Origin of the sequence: Lyngbya sp. CCY1209 (assembly GCF_035615495.1) — a bacterium.
Taxonomy (GTDB): domain Bacteria; phylum Cyanobacteriota; class Cyanobacteriia; order Cyanobacteriales; family Microcoleaceae; genus Limnospira.
This window is the reverse complement of record NZ_JAJENU010000444.1, coordinates 29223-45046: the sequence shown is the minus strand read 5'-3', so window position 1 is coordinate 45046 and position 15824 is coordinate 29223. Positions and strand designations below refer to the sequence as shown.

The 15824-nt window shown below is 57.2% G+C and carries 23 protein-coding genes; 1 reads left to right on the top strand and 22 read right to left on the bottom strand.

All coding sequences use genetic code 11. The features are described from left to right. Positions 1-99 precede the first annotated feature (99 nt). The 21 genes from LKE08_RS13820 to LKE08_RS13720 all read right to left on the bottom strand — a co-directional run bounded on the left by LKE08_RS13820 (position 100) and on the right by LKE08_RS13720 (position 12793). Positions 100-669 (bottom strand): adenylate kinase, encoded by a 570-nt coding sequence (locus tag LKE08_RS13820; protein WP_324704817.1) that lies wholly within the window; start codon positions 667-669, stop codon positions 100-102. Further along, positions 669-1985 carry a preprotein translocase subunit SecY gene (gene secY, locus LKE08_RS13815; protein WP_324704816.1) on the bottom strand — a complete coding sequence of 439 codons (1317 nt, stop codon included), beginning with the start codon at positions 1983-1985 and terminating at the stop codon, positions 669-671. Before secY ends, LKE08_RS13820 begins: the two co-directional genes overlap by 1 nt. 39 nt (positions 1986-2024) lie before the next feature. Beyond that, on the bottom strand, positions 2025-2510 hold the full coding sequence (rplO, locus tag LKE08_RS13810) for a 50S ribosomal protein L15 (protein ID WP_324704815.1): 486 nt from the start codon (positions 2508-2510) through the stop codon (positions 2025-2027). 70 nt (positions 2511-2580) lie between these two features. After that, on the bottom strand, positions 2581-3114 hold the full coding sequence (gene rpsE / locus LKE08_RS13805; RefSeq protein WP_324704814.1) for a 30S ribosomal protein S5: 534 nt from the start codon (positions 3112-3114) through the stop codon (positions 2581-2583). 68 nt (positions 3115-3182) lie between these two features. Then, positions 3183-3545, bottom strand: coding sequence for a 50S ribosomal protein L18 (gene rplR, locus LKE08_RS13800; RefSeq protein WP_324704813.1), 363 nt, complete (start codon positions 3543-3545; stop codon positions 3183-3185). Next, complete coding sequence (gene rplF, locus LKE08_RS13795; RefSeq protein WP_324704812.1) at positions 3545-4084, bottom strand: 50S ribosomal protein L6; 540 nt, start codon at positions 4082-4084, stop codon at positions 3545-3547. Before rplF ends, rplR begins: the two co-directional genes overlap by 1 nt. 65 nt (positions 4085-4149) lie before the next feature. Further along, positions 4150-4551: a 30S ribosomal protein S8 gene (gene rpsH, locus LKE08_RS13790; protein WP_324704811.1), complete on the bottom strand. Its 402-nt coding sequence runs from the start codon at positions 4549-4551 to the stop codon at positions 4150-4152. Between the two features lie 23 nt (positions 4552-4574). After that, positions 4575-5120: a 50S ribosomal protein L5 gene (gene rplE, locus LKE08_RS13785; protein ID WP_324704810.1), complete on the bottom strand. Its 546-nt coding sequence runs from the start codon at positions 5118-5120 to the stop codon at positions 4575-4577. Positions 5121-5226: 106 nt separating this feature from the next. Further along, a complete protein-coding gene (gene rplX / locus LKE08_RS13780) occupies positions 5227-5583 on the bottom strand; it encodes a 50S ribosomal protein L24 (RefSeq protein WP_324704809.1) in 357 nt (118 codons plus the stop codon). 3 nt (positions 5584-5586) lie between these two features. Then, positions 5587-5955, bottom strand: coding sequence for a 50S ribosomal protein L14 (gene rplN, locus LKE08_RS13775; RefSeq protein WP_324704808.1), 369 nt, complete (start codon positions 5953-5955; stop codon positions 5587-5589). 103 nt (positions 5956-6058) lie between these two features. Further along, entirely contained in the window at positions 6059-6307 is a 249-nt protein-coding gene (rpsQ, locus tag LKE08_RS13770) for a 30S ribosomal protein S17 (protein ID WP_324704807.1), read from the bottom strand. 77 nt (positions 6308-6384) lie between these two features. Continuing rightward, the gene (rpmC, locus tag LKE08_RS13765; RefSeq protein ID WP_324704806.1) at positions 6385-6612 is read right to left on the bottom strand and encodes a 50S ribosomal protein L29; all 228 of its coding nucleotides are present in this window, start codon (positions 6610-6612) and stop codon (positions 6385-6387) included. Between the two features lie 84 nt (positions 6613-6696). Beyond that, entirely contained in the window at positions 6697-7116 is a 420-nt protein-coding gene (gene rplP, locus LKE08_RS13760; protein WP_324704805.1) for a 50S ribosomal protein L16, read from the bottom strand. Between the two features lie 73 nt (positions 7117-7189). Then, positions 7190-7918 (bottom strand): 30S ribosomal protein S3, encoded by a 729-nt coding sequence (gene rpsC / locus LKE08_RS13755; RefSeq protein WP_324704804.1) that lies wholly within the window; start codon positions 7916-7918, stop codon positions 7190-7192. A gap of 102 nt (positions 7919-8020) precedes the next feature. Beyond that, complete coding sequence (gene rplV / locus LKE08_RS13750) at positions 8021-8383, bottom strand: 50S ribosomal protein L22 (RefSeq protein ID WP_324704803.1); 363 nt, start codon at positions 8381-8383, stop codon at positions 8021-8023. An 11-nt stretch (positions 8384-8394) separates the two neighbouring features. Beyond that, the gene (rpsS, locus tag LKE08_RS13745) at positions 8395-8673 is read right to left on the bottom strand and encodes a 30S ribosomal protein S19 (protein WP_324704802.1); all 279 of its coding nucleotides are present in this window, start codon (positions 8671-8673) and stop codon (positions 8395-8397) included. 89 nt (positions 8674-8762) lie between these two features. Further along, positions 8763-9626, bottom strand: coding sequence for a 50S ribosomal protein L2 (rplB, locus tag LKE08_RS13740; protein ID WP_324704801.1), 864 nt, complete (start codon positions 9624-9626; stop codon positions 8763-8765). Positions 9627-9708: 82 nt separating this feature from the next. After that, a complete protein-coding gene (locus LKE08_RS13735) occupies positions 9709-10020 on the bottom strand; it encodes a 50S ribosomal protein L23 (protein WP_324704800.1) in 312 nt (103 codons plus the stop codon). After that, on the bottom strand, positions 10010-10642 hold the full coding sequence (gene rplD, locus LKE08_RS13730) for a 50S ribosomal protein L4 (RefSeq protein WP_324704799.1): 633 nt from the start codon (positions 10640-10642) through the stop codon (positions 10010-10012). Before rplD ends, LKE08_RS13735 begins: the two co-directional genes overlap by 11 nt. A gap of 19 nt (positions 10643-10661) precedes the next feature. Beyond that, complete coding sequence (gene rplC, locus LKE08_RS13725; RefSeq protein ID WP_324704798.1) at positions 10662-11351, bottom strand: 50S ribosomal protein L3; 690 nt, start codon at positions 11349-11351, stop codon at positions 10662-10664. Positions 11352-12055: 704 nt separating this feature from the next. Further along, on the bottom strand, positions 12056-12793 hold the full coding sequence (locus LKE08_RS13720) for an HAD family hydrolase (protein ID WP_324704797.1): 738 nt from the start codon (positions 12791-12793) through the stop codon (positions 12056-12058). Between the two features lie 336 nt (positions 12794-13129). Between LKE08_RS13720 and LKE08_RS13715 the strand changes: the two genes are divergently transcribed. Then, positions 13130-14443, top strand: coding sequence for a tetratricopeptide repeat protein (locus tag LKE08_RS13715; RefSeq protein WP_324704796.1), 1314 nt, complete (start codon positions 13130-13132; stop codon positions 14441-14443). Between the two features lie 79 nt (positions 14444-14522). Here the strand turns inward: LKE08_RS13715 and LKE08_RS13710 are convergent, their stop codons facing one another. Continuing rightward, positions 14523-15779 (bottom strand): 2-phospho-L-lactate transferase CofD family protein, encoded by a 1257-nt coding sequence (locus tag LKE08_RS13710; RefSeq protein WP_324704795.1) that lies wholly within the window; start codon positions 15777-15779, stop codon positions 14523-14525. Positions 15780-15824 lie beyond the last annotated feature (45 nt).

The window sequence follows — 15824 nt, the reverse complement described above, 5'->3', positions numbered from 1 at the left end:
TATCAAAAATTTAGAGCGAAGCTCTCCCAGAACCATCAATCCTTCGGTGAATCTTCCCCATTGGTCGGCGGGCTAGATGCAGTCGGGGAGGAATGGCAGTCATTCGGGGGCGATCGCCTTTTTCAGGCAGGCCGTCACTTCGTCCATCGAGCGATCGCCGTCCACGTCGTGCAGTTGCCCGCGATCGCTGTAAAACTCGATCAGCGGGGCGGTCTGTTCCCGATACACCTGCAGGCGGCGGCGGATCGTCTCCTCGTTGTCGTCCTGACGGCCGCGGGCCAACAGTCGTTCCACGAGGACATCATCCGGGACATCGAGGTTGATCGCCTGCAATTCGCCCCCCGACGAACTGCCGTCGGAATCCAACAATTTTTCCTCCACAAATTCCGCTTGGGATACGGTGCGGGGGAACCCGTCCAGAATCCAGCCCTTTTGGGCGTCGGGTTCTTTCAACCGCTCCTCGACCATATCCAAAACGAGCTGGTCGGGGACTAAATCGCCCCGGTCCATGTAGGTTTTGGCTTGTTGGCCGAGGGGCGTTTCCCGAGAGACGTTCGCTCTCAAAATGTCTCCGGTGGAAATGTGGGGGATTTGCAGGATTTCGGCGATGCGGGCCGCTTGGGTTCCCTTCCCCGATCCGGGCGGCCCCAAAAAAATCACTTGTTGCACTATCGTTTCACCATTCCTTCATATCTTTGCGAGATGACGTAGGTTTGAACTTGCTTGGCCGTATCGATCGCCACCCCCACCAAAATCAGCAGGGAGGTCGCCCCGAATCCCCGGAACGTCGGCACCCGGGTGGCACTTTCCACCACCGTGGGAATGATCGCCACCATGCCGAGGAAAATCGCCCCCAAAAAGGTGAGGCGATTGAGGACCCGCTCGATATATTCGCTCGTCGCCCGCCCCGGACGGATGCCAGGAATACTTGCCCCCATCTTTTTCAAGTTCTGAGCCATGTCCACGGGGTTCATGATCAGGGAGGCGTAGAAATAGCTGAAGAATAGGATCAGCAGCAAGTAAAAGGCGATGTAGAGCCAGGGAGTCGGACCGCCGGGGCTCAGGTAGGTGGAAATTTGCACCAAGACCGGATTGTTGGCGAACTGGGACAGCGACAACGGCAGGATCAGCACCGCCGAAGCGAAGATGATCGGCATCACCCCGCCCTGGTTCAGACGCAGGGGCAGGTAGCTGGTTTTTTCCCGGTACAGCTTGCGGCCGACCTGGCGGCGGGCTGAAACAATGGGGATGCGGCGGCTTCCCTCCTGAACGAAGACAATGCCGACGATCATCGCCAGGAAGATAGCGAGTAAAATAATCACCCGGCCGACGATGGCGCGATCGCCGCTCTGGGCCAACTCGATGGTGTCGCCCAGCGATCGGGGCAGCACCGCCACGATATTGATAAAAATCAACAGGGAGGCGCCGTTACCGATGCCGCGTTCGGTGATCAGTTCCGACACCCACATCACGAACATCGACCCCGCGGCCAGGGCGAGGACGACTTCAGCCATCACCAAAGCCTGGGGCAGGTTCGGATTTTGGGCGAAGGGACTGACCCAGATAGCGATGCCGATGCTCTGCAAAATCGCCCATCCCAGGGCCACGTAGCGGGTGATTTGGGAGATTTTGCGCCGTCCCGCTTCCCCTTCATTTTTCTGCAAATCTTCCAAACTCGGGAGGGCAGCCGTCATGAGCTGCATGATGATGGAAGCGTTGATATAGGGCAGAATCCCCAGGGCGAAGATCCCCAGGGCCGAAAATCCGCCCCCCGAAAACAGATCCAGAAAACCAATAAAGGGGGTATTTTGGATGTTGGCGGCGAACGCCGCCCGGTCGATCCCGGGGATGGGCAGGTAAACGCCCAAGCGCACCAAAATCAACAGGCCGATGGTCACGAGGATTCGACCCCGCAACCCCGCCGCCTGAGCCATCTGCATGAACGTTTCCTGGGCAGTTGGCGCTTTTTCTCGACTGACGACCATGAAGGACTACCTCTTGAAACACCATTGGGACGGAGAGGGTTAGGCCGACTCCGCCGGTTCCTCTCCACCTGTGTTGTCGGCTCCCAAGACTTCGCAACTCCCCCCGGCCGCTTCGATTTTGGAGCGGGCGCTTTGGGTGAAGGCGGCGGCCTTGACCTGGAGTGCCACGTTCAGTTCGCCGTCTCCCAAAATCTTCAGCGGCCCGCGATCGCTCGTGAGAATTCCCGCTTCGATCAAAGAGGAGAGGGTGACTTCCGTATTGGCATCCAGAGAAGCCAGACGACCCACATTAATCGTAGTGTACTGTTTTCGATTCACCAGGGGGAAGCTTTTGAGCTTCGGCAGGCGTCGGTAGAGGGGGTTTTGTCCGCCCTCGAACCCCGGCCGGGTGCTGCCGCCCGACCGCGACTTCTGACCCCGCATCCCCTTGCCGCAACTGGCTCCTTGGCCGGCGGAAATCCCCCGGCCCAGGCGACGGCGACGGGTTTTTGAGCCCGCTTTGGGCTGGGCATCTTCTAATCTCATGGTTATACTGTCCGCAATTCGTGAGCTGTCAAATTGAGTTCGCAAACCGCTGCGCCACCCCCAGGGGAGGTCAGGCGTAAAGCTGTTCGATGGAGATATCGCGTTCTTTGGCGACCTCCGAGAACGTCCGCAACCCCGACAGGGCGTCAATAGTCGCCCGGGCGTTGTTGAGGGGGTTGCTGGAGCCGAGTTGCTTGGCGAGGACATTTTTCACCCCGGCCAGTTCCAGAACGGTTCGCACCGCTCCCCCGGCAATTACCCCCGTACCGGGAGCTGCCGGCCGCATCATCACCTGGGCGCCGCCGCCCTCGCCGTTGGCGGGGTGGGGGATGGAGTTAGATTTGGTCAGGGGGACTTCGACGACATTCTTACGGCCGTCGGCCACGCCCTTTTTGACGGCACCGATCACGTCTGCGGCCTTGCCGACGCCGACGCCGACCTGGCCTTTTTCGTTGCCGACGATAACGATCGCCCGGAAGCTGAGTTTTTTACCGCCCTTGACCACTTTGGTAACGCGGCGGATTTGGACGACCCGCTCCTGCCATTCCGATTCTTTTTCTTTTGTCCGATTGCCTTTTTTACGGCGCTGTTGTTGCTCTGCCATAATTTGAATTCCTCATGCGGTTTTGGACATCACTCCCCGATCTTTTGAGCGTAACACTTGAGGGGACATTAAAACTCCAAGCCGGCTTCCCGGGCCGCGTCGGCCAGGGCTTTGACGCGGCCGTGGTAGATGTAGCCGCCCCGGTCGAACACCACCCGTGCGATGCCCTGGTCCAGCGATCGCTTGGCGATCAGTTGCCCGACTTTGACAGAGGCGTCGCAGGTCGCCCCCGTTGACCGGTCGGTTTTCAATTCCGGGTCTAAGCTCGACGCGGCCGCCAGGGTGTGCTGCCGGCTGTCGTCGATCACCTGGACGTAGATGTGCTTGTGGGAGCGGAACACAGCCAACCTCGGCCGCTCGGAGGTTCCGTTCACCTTGCGCCGCACCCGGCTGTGGCGGCGCTGACGGGATTCGATACGAGTTCGCTTCATTACTTCTTACCTGCCTTACCAGCTTTACGTCTGACTTGTTCCCCGGCGTAGCGAATGCCTTTGCCTTTGTAGGGTTCCGGCGGCCGAACGGCTCGAATTTTGGCGGCCATGTTGCCGACCACCTCTTTATTAATTCCGCTAACAATCACATTGGTGTTATTTTCGACGGCCACGGTGACGCCCTCCGGCGGTTTCATTTCCACCGGCTTGCTGTAGCCGACGTTTAAAATCAGGTTTTTTCCTTGCACCTGAGCCCGATATCCCACGCCTTGGATTTCCAGGCGCCGTTCAAATCCCTTGGAGACCCCATCGACCATGTTGGCGACCAGGGTGCGGCACAGGCCGTGGCGCTGGCGGGCGACCCGGGATTCGTCCCGGCGCTTGACGAGCAGGGTGTCCCCTTCCTGTTCGAGGATGACTTCGCCGGGGAGTACCCGGGACAGTTCGCCCTGGGGTCCTTTGACGGTGACTTTTTGGCCGTCGAGGGTAAGGGTGACTTTGGGGGGAATCGGAATTGGACGCTTACCAATTCTAGACATAATCCTTTCGTTGATTGTCGGTGAGCAATGGTTGGAGGTTGGGGTGCCGTCCGCCGGGCGGACCGTTACCAAACGTAGCAGAGCACTTCGCCGCCCACGCCCTGACGTCGGGCTTCTCGGTCGGTCATCACCCCCCGGGAGGTGGAAATGATCGCGATGCCGATGCCGCCGAGGACTTTGGGCAGTTCTTTGCGGTTTTTGTACACGCGCAAACCGGGGCGGCTGACCCGCTTGAGTTTGCGAATCGTGGGGGTGCGGGTTTTGGCGTTGTATTTGAGGGAAAGAACCAGAGATTTTTTGATCCCTTCGCCGGTTTCTTCAAAGTTCCCGATGAAGCCTTCATCCCGGAGGACTTTGGCGATGCTGCGGGTCATTTTGGTGGATGGAATTTCGGTCGTTTGATGCCGCGCCATGCAGGAATTTCGGATGCGCGTCAACATATCTGCAATGGTGTCGTTCGTCGCCATAGTTGTCTCGTTGTTGTACTGCCTCAGTTCTCCCGGAAGGGCATTCCCATTTCTTTGAGCAAGGCACGTCCTTCTTCGTCGGTTTCGGCCGTGGTCACGATCGCGATGTCCAGACCCCGAATTTGGTCGATGCTGTCGTAGTCGATTTCTGGGAAGATCAGTTGTTCTTTGACACCCAGGCTGTAGTTGCCGCGGCCGTCAAAACTTTTGGGACTGATGCCCCGAAAGTCGCGGATGCGGGGCAAGGCGAGGTGGATCAGGCGCTCCAGAAAGGAATACATCCGATCGCCCCGGAGCGTGACCATGACGCCGACGGGCATCCCCTGGCGGATTTTGAAGCCGGCGATCGCCTTTTTCGCCCGGGTGACGACCGGTTTTTGTCCCGCGATAATCGCCAGTTCGTTCACCGAGGATTCCAGGGCTTTGGCGTTCTGAGACGCCTCGCCCAGTCCCCGGTTGACCGTGACTTTGACGAGTTTGGGAACCTGATGGATGTTCGCATATTTGAACTGTTCCATCAGTTTCGGGACGATGGTTTCCTGATAAGTTGTTTTGAGTGTCGGGGCCATAGTTACTGTCCTAAATACGTTCCCTGGGCTTGGTCAGGGATAGGAATTGTCAGAAAGACGTTCGATGTCAAAAAAGGGGAATTCGGGGAGTTTTGACCGTCGCCGGTCAGTCGATAATTTCCCCGGTTTTTTTCAGCATCCTCACCTTCCGCCCCTCGTCGGTGAAGGTGTAGGAAACCCGGCTGGCCACTTTTTCTTTGGTGGAATACAGCATCACGTTGGAGCTGTGGATGGGGGCCTCGAAGTTGACGATTTGGCCGGATTCGCCCTCCTGTTGGGGCTTGACGTGCTTGGTTCGCACGTTCACGTCTTTGACCACCACTTTGCTGAGTTTGGGGATGGCGCGGATCACTTCCCCGACCTTCCCCTTGTCCCGTCCGGCGATCACCTGGACGGTATCCCCTTTTTTGACGTGCATTTTGAAGCCCTGGGGTGGGGCCGCTATGCGCTTGCGCTTGGGCATGATTTAGAGTACCTCCGGTGCGAGAGAAACGATTTTGGTGAAATTCTTGTCCCGCAGCTCCCGCGCCACGGGTCCGAATACCCGGGTCCCTCTGGGGTTGCCGTCCGGGTTGATGATGACGGCGGCGTTGTCGTCGAACCGGATGCTCATCCCGCTGTCCCGGCGCAACCCCTGGCGGCTGCGGACGATCACGGCCCGGACGATATCGGACTTTTTGACCGCCATGTTGGGAATCGCATCTTTGACGACAGCGATGATCACGTCACCGATCTTGCCGTAGCGACGATTTCCCCCACCCACGACGCGGATACACATGAGTTTGCGGGCTCCGCTGTTATCCGCAACATTGAGTATGGACTGCTGTTGAATCATGGTGCTCGTTTTGTCAGTTGTTAGGGGACGAAGATAAACAGAAAATGACTTGTCGATTCTGTAATGGTGAGGTGGGTTGGTAGTTACGACGAACCCCTGACATTTACTCGCCGGTTTTGTTGAGAATTTCAATGACATTCCAGCGTTTGGTGCGACTCAGCGGCCGGGTTTCTCGAATCCGGACGCGATCGCCCTCCTGACAAGCATTCTCTTCGTCGTGAACTTTGTACCGCTTGGTCTTCACGACAATTTTTCCATATTTGGGGTGGGGGGAGCGGTTTTCGATGGCAACCACCACCGTTTTTTGCATTTTGTTGCTGACGACTACGCCAACTCGTTCTTTAACTGCCATGATCGTGAGAAATGAGAAATAAAAGTTCGGGTCGAGATGGGACAAACTTGCCCGCGAAATCGGGGTGCAAGTTGCGCTCATTCCGTCGCAGCCGCCGGTGCTTCAGCTTCGAGCTGTCTCTGCCGTTCCACGGTCAGCAATTGAGCCAATCGGTGGCGGGCGTGTCGGATTTCGTGGGGCTTTTCGAGGCGCCCGGTCGCTTTGAGCAGGCGCAGGTTAGCCAGTTCTTTTTTGATGTCCAGAATGGTCTCGGACAGTTCCTCATCTCCGAGCTGTCTGGCATCTTCGATGTTGGGAAGGGGCATGGTTCGTTCCTCAAATTAGGGTCTGGGGTGTGGGGAATGAATTGATAATTGACAATTATTTTTTCTCCCGACTCCCGTAGAAATTTAGGATTGTTCGGTTTCCCGGGCCAGAAACTTGGTTTTGATGGGGAGTTTGAAAGCGGCGAGGCGCATGGCTTCCCGGGCGACATTTTCGGGGACGCCGGCGATTTCAAACATGATGCGTCCGGGTTTGACGACGGCGACCCAATATTCGGGCGCACCTTTACCGGAACCCATCCGGGTTTCGGCGGGGCGCATGGTTACGGGTTTGTCGGGGAAGACGCGAATCCAGATTTTCCCGCCCCGGCGGATGTAGCGGGTCATGGCACGGCGGGCCGCTTCGATTTGCCGGGAGGTGATCCAGGAGGGTTCGAGGGCCTGCAGGGCAAAATCGCCGAAGTTGATCTCGTTGCCGCGAGTCGCCTGACCCCGCATCCGGCCGCGCTGTTGTTTGCGGAATTTTGTTCTTCTCGGACTTAACATGATCGCGTTTGGGGTGGTGGGTGGACAATGTGGTCGGGGTGTGGGTCGGAGTTAAAGGGACTCCAGACTACACTTAAGTCTCGTTCGAGCGGTCGTCGTACTTCTGTCGCCGGGGCTGTCGGCTCCGCCGGGGTTGAGCCGGAGCCGGGGCGGCGGTTTCTTCCTGACCGGGGATGATTTCTCCCTTGAAGATCCACACCTTGACGCCGAGGATGCCGTAAATCGTCAGGGCGGTGCAGTAGGCGTAGTCGATATCCGCCCGCAGGGTGTGCAGGGGCACCCGACCTTCCCGGGTCCACTCGGTACGGGCGATTTCCGCCCCGTTCAGGCGGCCGCTGACCTGGACTTTGATGCCTTCGACGCCGGCTTTTTGGGCGCGGGTGATGGCTTGGCGGACGACGCGGCGGAAGGAGACCCGCTTTTCGAGCTGCTGGGCGATGTACTCGGCGATCAGGGTGGCGTCGGCATCGACGCGGGAGACTTCCACGACGTTGATGCGGATCTGGCGGTTGCTGCCGAGTTCTTTCTGGAGGCCGACGCGCAGGGCTTCGATCCCGGTCCCCCCGCGGCCGACCACGACACCGGGTCGGGCGGTCTGAACTTCCAGGTCGATCTGGTCGGCTTTGCGCTCGATGCGGACATCGGAGATCCCGGCGTTGCTGAGATTTTTTTGGATGTACTGGCGGATGGTGTGGTCTTCTTGCAGGAGTTGGGGATACTGGGAGGTATCCGCAAACCAGCGGGATTTGTGTTCTTGGGTGACGCCGAGGCGAAAACCAATCGGATGTATTTTTTGTCCCATAAGAGCTTAATGATTCGGTCTGTAGTTTGACGGACGGGCGATCCGGCCGAAAATGCTTTCTTTAAGGTTTAAATGCTCGACCCGGCAGGTTTGACGACCCGTTTAGCCGGCATCTTCCATCGGGGCCACCGCCACGGTGATGTGGCAGGTGGGCTTGCGGATCGGGTAGGCTCGACCTTGGGCGCGGGGCCGGTAGCGTTTGAGGCTCGGTCCGGCGTCGGCGAAGGCTTGGGAGACGACCAAATTGGCCGGATCCAAGCCCTGGTTGTGTTCGGCGTTGGCGACGGCCGATCGCAGCACTTTCAGCACGGGGGTGCAGGCGCGGTAGGGCATGAACTCCAGGACGATCAAAGCTTCCCGGTAGCTGCGCCCGCGAATTTGGTCGAGGACCCGCCGGACTTTGTGGGGGGACATTCGGATGTAGCGAGCGATCGCTCGAACTTCTGTAGTGGTATCGACAGCCATATCTGTACTCCTTATCGGCGGGCTTTCTTATCGCTCTTGGCGTGACCTCGGAAGGTGCGGGTGGGGGCGAATTCGCCCAACTTGTGTCCCACCATTTGCTCGTTGATAAAGACGGGGACGTGCTGGCGGCCGTTGTGGACGGCGATCGTGTGGCCGACCATCTGGGGGACGACGGTGGAAGCCCGCGACCAAGTTTTGATCACTTCCTTCTTTTTGTCGGAATTGAGCTTTTCAATTTTTTTGAGCAAGTGGTCGGCAACGAATGGGCCTTTTTTTAGCGATCGAGACATGGTGTGTTCTGAAATTCATGTATGGGGTTGGAACGCTGGCAGACGGCGGGGCGATTCGCGCCGGAACCGCCTCGACCTCCCAAACCGTCTTAGGTCTGACGGCCGCCTTTGCCGCGCTTCGAGGATTTCCGACGGCGGCGCACGATCAAAGCCGTGCTGCGCTTCTTCGGATTTCGGGTCTTGGCACCCAAGGCGGGTTTGCCCCAGGGCGTCACCGGGCCGCTGCGGCCGATGGGAGCCCGTCCCTCACCGCCGCCGTGGGGGTGATCGACGGGGTTCATCACGCTACCCCGGACCGTCGGGCGCTTGCCCAACCACCGATTCCGACCGGCTTTCCCGATGCTGATGTTTCTGGCGTCCACGTTGCCCACCTGGCCAATGGTGGCGTAGCACCGGGCGGGAATTTTCCGCTGTTCCCCGGAGGGCAGTTTCAGGGTGACGTAATCCCCTTCTTTTGCCATCACCTGGGCGCTGGCCCCCGCGGCTCGCACCATCTGTCCCCCTTTGCCGGGAATCATCTCCACGTTGTGGACGCTCGTACCCAGGGGGATCTTGGACAGGGGCAGGGCGTTGCCCACTTCGATGGGGGATTCGGGTCCGGAGACGATGGTGGTGCCGACGGCCAATCCCGCCGGATGCAGGATATAGCGCTTTTCGCCGTCGGTGTAGAACAGCAGGGCGATGCGGGCGTTGCGGTTGGGATCGTATTCGATCTCGGCCACTTTCGCCGGGATGTTGTGCTTGTCGCGCCGGAAATCGATAATTCGATACAGTTTTTTGTGTCCGCCCCCCCGGTGGCGGCAGGTGATCACGCCCCGGTTGTTGCGACCTTTGTTGCGGTGCTTGGAGACGGTCAAGGATTTTTCCGACTCGGCGCGAGTGACCTCTGTAAATTCCGAGACGGTATGTTGGCGGGTACTGGGGGTGTAGGGTCGGTAAGAACGAATTGCCATTTTGGATCGATCCTCTGTCTGTTTCCGTGGAAGTTAGATATTTTGCCTAACCTCCCTATCCTGTTGGGGTTCCGGCTTAAACCTAAACCTCCGGGAAGAGGATTTTTCTCAGGGGTTCCCCATCCTCTAGGGTGACGATCGCTTTCTTGTAACTCGGCTTGTAGCCCGAAAACCGGCCGACACGGCGCTTCCGGCGCGGCGGGTTTTGGGTGTTCACGCTCCGAACTTTGACCTCAAACAGCAGTTCGATCGCCGCTTTGATGGTCGGTTTGTCGGCCCTCGGATCGACATCGAACGTGAACTGGTTGAGCTCCATCTGGATGGTCGCTTTTTCCGTCACGATCGGACGCCGGATCACGTCGGCTAGATCGCGGGTCTTAAATTCAGTCACCATAAACCTCCTGAACTTTCGCAAGGGCATCGGCTGTGGTCACGATTTTGTCAGCCACCAGAACGTCATACACGTTCAAGCTGTCGGCCAGACAAATTCTCATCTTCGCCACGTTGCGACCCGACAGGTAGACGTTTTCTTGTTTTTCGGGCAACACCAGCAGCACTTTCTCTCCGGCGGAGATGCCCCACCGATCTAAAGCTGCCATCAAATCTTTGGTTTTCGGCCGGGGCAGTTGGGTGGCAAAATTTTCCACCACCACCATGTCTTCGGCCCGACTTTGCAGCGCCGTCCGCAGGGCCAGGCGCCGCTCCTTGCGATTCATCTTGATGCCGTAATCTCTGGGCTTGGGGCCGAAGATGATCCCGCCTCCCCGCCACAGCGGAGAACGGATCGAACCGGCTCTGGCCCGTCCGGTCCCTTTTTGCCGCCACGGCTTGCGGCCGCCCCCCCGCACTTCGGCGCGGGTTTTGGTGTTTGCCGTCCCCTGACGCCCATTGTTCATCTGGCGAACCAATGCTCTGTGGACGATGTGGGAGGCGTTTTCTTCTTTTGCAACTTTCAGTTCCAGGGTCGCCTGTCCGACTTCTTCCCCCTGCCAGTTGCGAACGACACAATCAACCATATTTCCCCCTGTTTTCTCTCTACTTGCCACCCACCAGGTTGGCCGGTTTGATATTGAGCAGGCCGCCCGGTTTGCCGGGGATCGAACCCTTAATTAACAGCAAATTCCGTTCTGCATCTACCCGCACGACGGTCAGCTTCCGGGTGGTAATCTGCTTGCCGCCGTAGCGGCCCGCCATTTTCTTGCCGGGGTAAACGCGGCCTGGGGTGGTTCCGGGTCCGATGGAACCGGGGAGGCGATGGTTTTTGGAGCCGTGGGCCATCGGTCCGCGCCGGAAGTTATTGCGTTTCTGGTTGCCCGCAAAACCGCGACCCATGCTGATGCCGGTCACGTCCACCAGTTGGCCGGGCTCGAAGCGATCGACTTTGATTTCGCCGCCGAGCTCGAAGCTGTCGCTGCTCTCGACCCGATATTCTTTCAGGTGGCGAACCATCGGACTGCTGGATTTCGCCAGGTGCCCCTGTTCGGCGCTGCTGAGGTATTTGTTGACCTCTTTATCGGGCGATTTTTTGCTGTTGAGCTTGCGGGTTTTGTTGGGAACTTCGCCGTAACCGACCTGGATGGCGGTGTAGCCGTCCGTCGCTTCGGTTTTGACTTGGGTGATGGGGCATGGCCCGGCTTGAACGACCGTCACCGGAATTGCCTTTCCGCTTTCGGCGTCAAATATCTGAGTCATGCCGAGCTTGGTGCCGAGGATACCTACAGACACTTAAACTAGCCTCTCTTTTCTACGCATTACAATAGGGCGGGATTTCCCGTAACGGTTAATCCGCCAAACTGACGATGCTCGGGGCATCATCAAATTGAGTTCCCCGGGTTCGGGGCAGGCATACCGATCGCCTCTTCCGGTTTTGCCCCCCGGTTGGGGAGGCGGGTTGACCTGGAAGGCTTTCAGGCTATCAACTTGTTTAAGCTGTTCCAAGACTGAGGAATGGTCCTCAGTGCTGCCCGGATGTCGCTCGGACTTGAGTAGGGTTCTACTCAGTATCCTTTTCGGCGGCTGCGGTCAAACGGTTTTGAGGCTTGACCGACCTGACTGCTGGCGCGCTACAATTGGGCGAAGCTTTGGCAGCTTTGAACAATCGACGGGATTCGGGAGTGGAGTGGCGACGATAGAACCGCCGGTTCCTGGCAAATCCTAAGAGTTAGCCATCCCCATACCAGCAGTCGCCTGCGTTTTGACGACGATTTTTTATCATATGTTAAATGTGGGGTTTCGTCAAGCCCGGTTCCGACATTTTTGGGAAGCGGATCGGCATCCAGGAGGTTTTGGCCGGTGATGGAGTAGCCGAAAGACTTGCTGGATAAGGGTTTTAGGCGATAGTGACTGCCTTTGTCCAGGGGGCGGGGGGGATTCTTCAGTTTAATTGTGGCTGAAAAATCCCCCATTATCCCCCTTTGTAAGGGGGAATTTTAACTCAATTCTATTTCTGCGAAGGTGGTACATCGTCGCAGAACGGACGGGTGGGTTTGGGGGGTGTTTTCGCCGTCGCGATCAATCCAGATGGCGGGAATTCCGGCGGCTTTCGCCCCTTCGCAGTCGGCTTTTAAGCTGTCGCCGATGTGGAGGACTTCCGAGGGGGAAATGCCGTGTTTTTTGAGGGCGATCGCGAATATTTTCGGGTCGGGTTTGGCGGCTCCGACTGCGGTGGAGATGGTGACGCGGGAGAAATGGGGGGCGAGTTCCAGGGCTTCCAATAGGGGATAAAGTCGGGAGTCAAAGTTAGATAATACGGCGAGTTCGATGTCGCGATCGCGCCATTTTTTTAGAGCTGGAATGACATCGGGATAAACGAACCAAGGCTTGGCGGTGGCAAATTCTTCGTAAAGATCGACGAAAAACTCGGAAAAATCTGCGAACTGGTCGAAGGCTTCTACCGCTTTGAAACTGCGGGCGGCGACATCGAGCCACCATTCAAACTCCAACCGGGGAATATCGTCGGGGTCGGCGTCGGGAAAGGCCATCGGGGGGGCGGTGGAGAAGGCGTGGAAGAAGGCCCGGTTGAGGGGTTTGGCGGGGACATCCACGCCCCACTGTCTGGCGATGTTTCCGTAGATTTCCCCCACGCTATCCCGGAGGCCGAATAGGGTTCCGACGGCATCGAGGAAGATCAGTTTGGGGCTGGGGATCATATCGTCTGTCGGGTTCATGTTGTCGGTTTCGTTTGCCGTTCAGAAGTTCGAGGAACTGCCGTTATTTTAGCAGGCGATCGCCCCGATGTTCCGGTCGGGATGGATGAGTGTTTTCCCCGCCGCCATCAAAGCGATCGAATTGTTAAAAGATGTGGATTTCCGGGCCGAGCCGTGATAGGATTATATCGCGCCAGAATCGAATCGGTGTTTGAGTTCATAAAAAACGGATAGAAATCTGGCGGATTCTGCACCGCCAGGGAGCGCCAGAATCTTCATTAAGAAGAACATGAAAACAGCAGTTATTCTGATTTGTCAAGCTAGAATTTTATCGGACTTATATGATGGTTTGGGGTTATGACTGGTGATTCTCAGGCTGCGGCGACTCAACCGGCCAATAGCTTTGTCGTCCAACAGTGGATCGGACGGGGCATCGAGCTCCAGAATGCCGGCAAATTCCGGGATGCCTTATCTTGCTTTGTTCGGGCTTTGGAATTAAATCCCGACCAGATGGATGTTTGGTATAAGGTGGGGGTATGTTGGCAGAGTTTGGGTCATTTTGAAGATGCGATCGCGTCCTACAAGACCTGTTATCAACGCTCCCAAACTCGACAGCATCTCTGGTTTCAGGGGGCATCCCAATTGTGTTTGGGGCAGTGTTACTTCCATTTGCAGCAACCGGACTCTGCGGTTTCCGCTTATTCTTTGGCCTATCAGTTATTCAGTCAATTGGAAAATCATCCCCAAACTCGGCAGGCGTGGGATTCTCTGAGTGTGATCGGCAATAATTTTTTGAATAACAAAAAGTTTCAGGAGGCAACTTTATTTTATCAAAAGTTGCTGAAAATTGTCAAAACCACTCGAGATCGTCGCAAGTTGGGCTGGGTTTGGCACGGTTTAGGTCGAGGATTTTCCGGGGAGGGTCTGGATGAGTTGGCCGGGGAATGTCATCGGCAGATGTTGGAGATTTCCCGGGAGTTGTCGGATTGTCAAATGGAGGGGACTGCTTTGTATTGGTCGGCTTGGGGAAGCTGGAAACGGGGAAAATTGGCGGATGCGATCGCTGATTACGAACGGGCGATCGCGGTTTGTGATCAATGGGAAGAGGGCAAAACGTGGATCGCCGTCATTTTAGAATATTTGGAGAATTTATATCAAAAAACAGAAAATTTTGAGAAGGCGATCGCGGTTTTAGAAAGGCGGTTAGCGATCGTCAGAGAGGGTCGGGACAAGCGGGGTGAGTTCAAACTTTTGGAGCAAATTGCGGGGTTATATTATCACCAACTCAAGGATTACCGTCGGGCTTTTGATTCTTATCACTCGGCTTTGGAAGTGGCACAGGGTTGGGCGGAAAGGCGGCGCTGGGATGAAGCCAAAACTTATTTTATGTTAGGGTTGACCTGCCAACATTTGAACCGCTTCGATGGGGCGCTGTCGAATTATCGAGAAGCGTCGAAACTGTATGCCGAGTTGGGTCATCAAGGAGGGGTCGATTCGAGTCGCCGGCGAATTCTGGAATTGGAAGATATCGTGGCTTCTCGTTCGTCGGGTTTTCTGTCTAAAACCGATCCCCAGCTCGAGTTTTTATTGAATGTTTTGAAAGGGACGGAAGAGGGCGGAGGTGTCCCCGAAGCGATCGAGCTGTCGGATGGGCAGTTGAGGGAAAGCTGACGGCTCAAAGCCGAGTGTCGAGCGCTATAAAAGGAGACTGCGGGGCGACAAGGGGCCCCTTGTCGCCCCGCAGTTTCAACTATACCGATCGCGTCGGCCGATGTTCTTCGTACCAATTCAGGAGAACCCGGGCCAGTCGTTGGGGATGGTGGCGGACGGCGCCGGTTTTTTCATCCTCCTGCATAACATTGGCCGCGATCGCGGAGCATCCGAGTTCTTCGACCTCCTCGCGGTCGAAATAGACGGGGTGAATATTGTCTTGGGCGTAATGCATCAGCGATCGCGCCGAAGGGCTGCCGCGCTGCACCAAAACCGCATCAAATAGGGAGCCGCCGCAGGCGTCGTGGAGGGTGCGAAGGTGTTCGGCGACCGTATATCCGTCCGTTTCGCCCGGTTCCGTCATGATATTGCAGACGTAGACGCGCAGGGCCTTGGCCGAGGCGATGGCATCTCGAATTTCGGGGGCGGTCAGATTCGGAATCAAATGGGTGTGCAAACTTCCCGGACCGACAACAATACAGTCAGCTTCTTGAATCGCCCGCACCAATTCTGACCGCATGGAATCCCGGATACACTCGCCCCCGTTGAGGCAGGGGAGCGACTCGGATGAGGCCACCCAAGACGGGTAATTCGCCGGAGTCCCCGGACATGGAGGTGTGGATTTCTCGGCGACCGACACTGCGGACGACCGGGGCATCCCCGTGCCGACCGTTTGAAATAAATTGACCGAGTTTTGCAGGAGGCGATTGGGTCCCGAAAACGAATCGGGCCAGAGGGAGAAAAGCGGATGCTTGCTGTTGAAGGACTCAGATTGTTTCCCCCCCGCCGTCAAGTCGATGGTGGCGGTGATAGTGGCGCGATAAGATTTCAAACCTCGCGAGATGCCGGACAACCCTTTTCCGCCTCCGATGAGGACGACTTTGGGAGAGGGCTGGGAAGAAAGGGACTCCAGGCGGCGATCGCGGGACACGACGGCCGCTCCGGCGAGCAGGTCGGTCATGGAAGTCGCCGCCCGCACCTGCCCCCAGATCGTCAAAAACAGGCCCAGGAAGACCGCGATCGCGCCGGCGGCGGGGCCGGGTAATACCCGGACGACATTCTGAAGGCAAACCGCCAACTGTTGCCAATCCATCGAGATGCGAGTCAGGCAAATTCCCAGACCCAAACCGATCAATAGAATTCCGATACCGCTGACCAGCAACCACCGCTTGAAAAATCGCCCGGGCAGCAGCCACTTGAACCAGAAAACAGATTCCCAATTGCGAGAACTCGCGCTTCCCGGAACTAGATAGCCGAGCCGACTGGTAAATTCGGCCGGGTGTTTGACGAAACCCATGATTGAACCTCCAAACTTCATGAAAAATACCCTAAACTGATAGAG

What these genes read in the sequence shown, in the direction of transcription:
- secY (WP_324704816.1), bottom strand. Translation starts at nt 1,985, where the DNA reads ATGGTCGTCAGTCGAGAAAAAGCGCCAACTGCCCAGGAAACGTTCATG.
- rplO (WP_324704815.1), bottom strand. Translation starts at nt 2,510, where the DNA reads ATGAGATTAGAAGATGCCCAGCCCAAAGCGGGCTCAAAAACCCGTCGC.
- rpsE (WP_324704814.1), bottom strand. Translation starts at nt 3,114, where the DNA reads ATGGCAGAGCAACAACAGCGCCGTAAAAAAGGCAATCGGACAAAAGAA.
- rplR (WP_324704813.1), bottom strand. Translation starts at nt 3,545, where the DNA reads ATGAAGCGAACTCGTATCGAATCCCGTCAGCGCCGCCACAGCCGGGTG.
- rplF (WP_324704812.1), bottom strand. Translation starts at nt 4,084, where the DNA reads ATGTCTAGAATTGGTAAGCGTCCAATTCCGATTCCCCCCAAAGTCACC.
- rpsH (WP_324704811.1), bottom strand. Translation starts at nt 4,551, where the DNA reads ATGGCGACGAACGACACCATTGCAGATATGTTGACGCGCATCCGAAAT.
- rplE (WP_324704810.1), bottom strand. Translation starts at nt 5,120, where the DNA reads ATGGCCCCGACACTCAAAACAACTTATCAGGAAACCATCGTCCCGAAA.
- rplX (WP_324704809.1), bottom strand. Translation starts at nt 5,583, where the DNA reads ATGCCCAAGCGCAAGCGCATAGCGGCCCCACCCCAGGGCTTCAAAATG.
- rplN (WP_324704808.1), bottom strand. Translation starts at nt 5,955, where the DNA reads ATGATTCAACAGCAGTCCATACTCAATGTTGCGGATAACAGCGGAGCC.
- rpsQ (WP_324704807.1), bottom strand. Translation starts at nt 6,307, where the DNA reads ATGGCAGTTAAAGAACGAGTTGGCGTAGTCGTCAGCAACAAAATGCAA.
- rpmC (WP_324704806.1), bottom strand. Translation starts at nt 6,612, where the DNA reads ATGCCCCTTCCCAACATCGAAGATGCCAGACAGCTCGGAGATGAGGAA.
- rplP (WP_324704805.1), bottom strand. Translation starts at nt 7,116, where the DNA reads ATGTTAAGTCCGAGAAGAACAAAATTCCGCAAACAACAGCGCGGCCGG.
- rpsC (WP_324704804.1), bottom strand. Translation starts at nt 7,918, where the DNA reads ATGGGACAAAAAATACATCCGATTGGTTTTCGCCTCGGCGTCACCCAA.
- rplV (WP_324704803.1), bottom strand. Translation starts at nt 8,383, where the DNA reads ATGGCTGTCGATACCACTACAGAAGTTCGAGCGATCGCTCGCTACATC.
- rpsS (WP_324704802.1), bottom strand. Translation starts at nt 8,673, where the DNA reads ATGTCTCGATCGCTAAAAAAAGGCCCATTCGTTGCCGACCACTTGCTC.
- rplB (WP_324704801.1), bottom strand. Translation starts at nt 9,626, where the DNA reads ATGGCAATTCGTTCTTACCGACCCTACACCCCCAGTACCCGCCAACAT.
- LKE08_RS13735 (WP_324704800.1), bottom strand. Translation starts at nt 10,020, where the DNA reads ATGGTGACTGAATTTAAGACCCGCGATCTAGCCGACGTGATCCGGCGT.
- rplD (WP_324704799.1), bottom strand. Translation starts at nt 10,642, where the DNA reads ATGGTTGATTGTGTCGTTCGCAACTGGCAGGGGGAAGAAGTCGGACAG.
- LKE08_RS13720 (WP_324704797.1), bottom strand. Translation starts at nt 12,793, where the DNA reads ATGAACCCGACAGACGATATGATCCCCAGCCCCAAACTGATCTTCCTC.
- LKE08_RS13715 (WP_324704796.1), top strand. Translation starts at nt 13,130, where the DNA reads ATGACTGGTGATTCTCAGGCTGCGGCGACTCAACCGGCCAATAGCTTT.
- LKE08_RS13710 (WP_324704795.1), bottom strand. Translation starts at nt 15,779, where the DNA reads ATGGGTTTCGTCAAACACCCGGCCGAATTTACCAGTCGGCTCGGCTAT.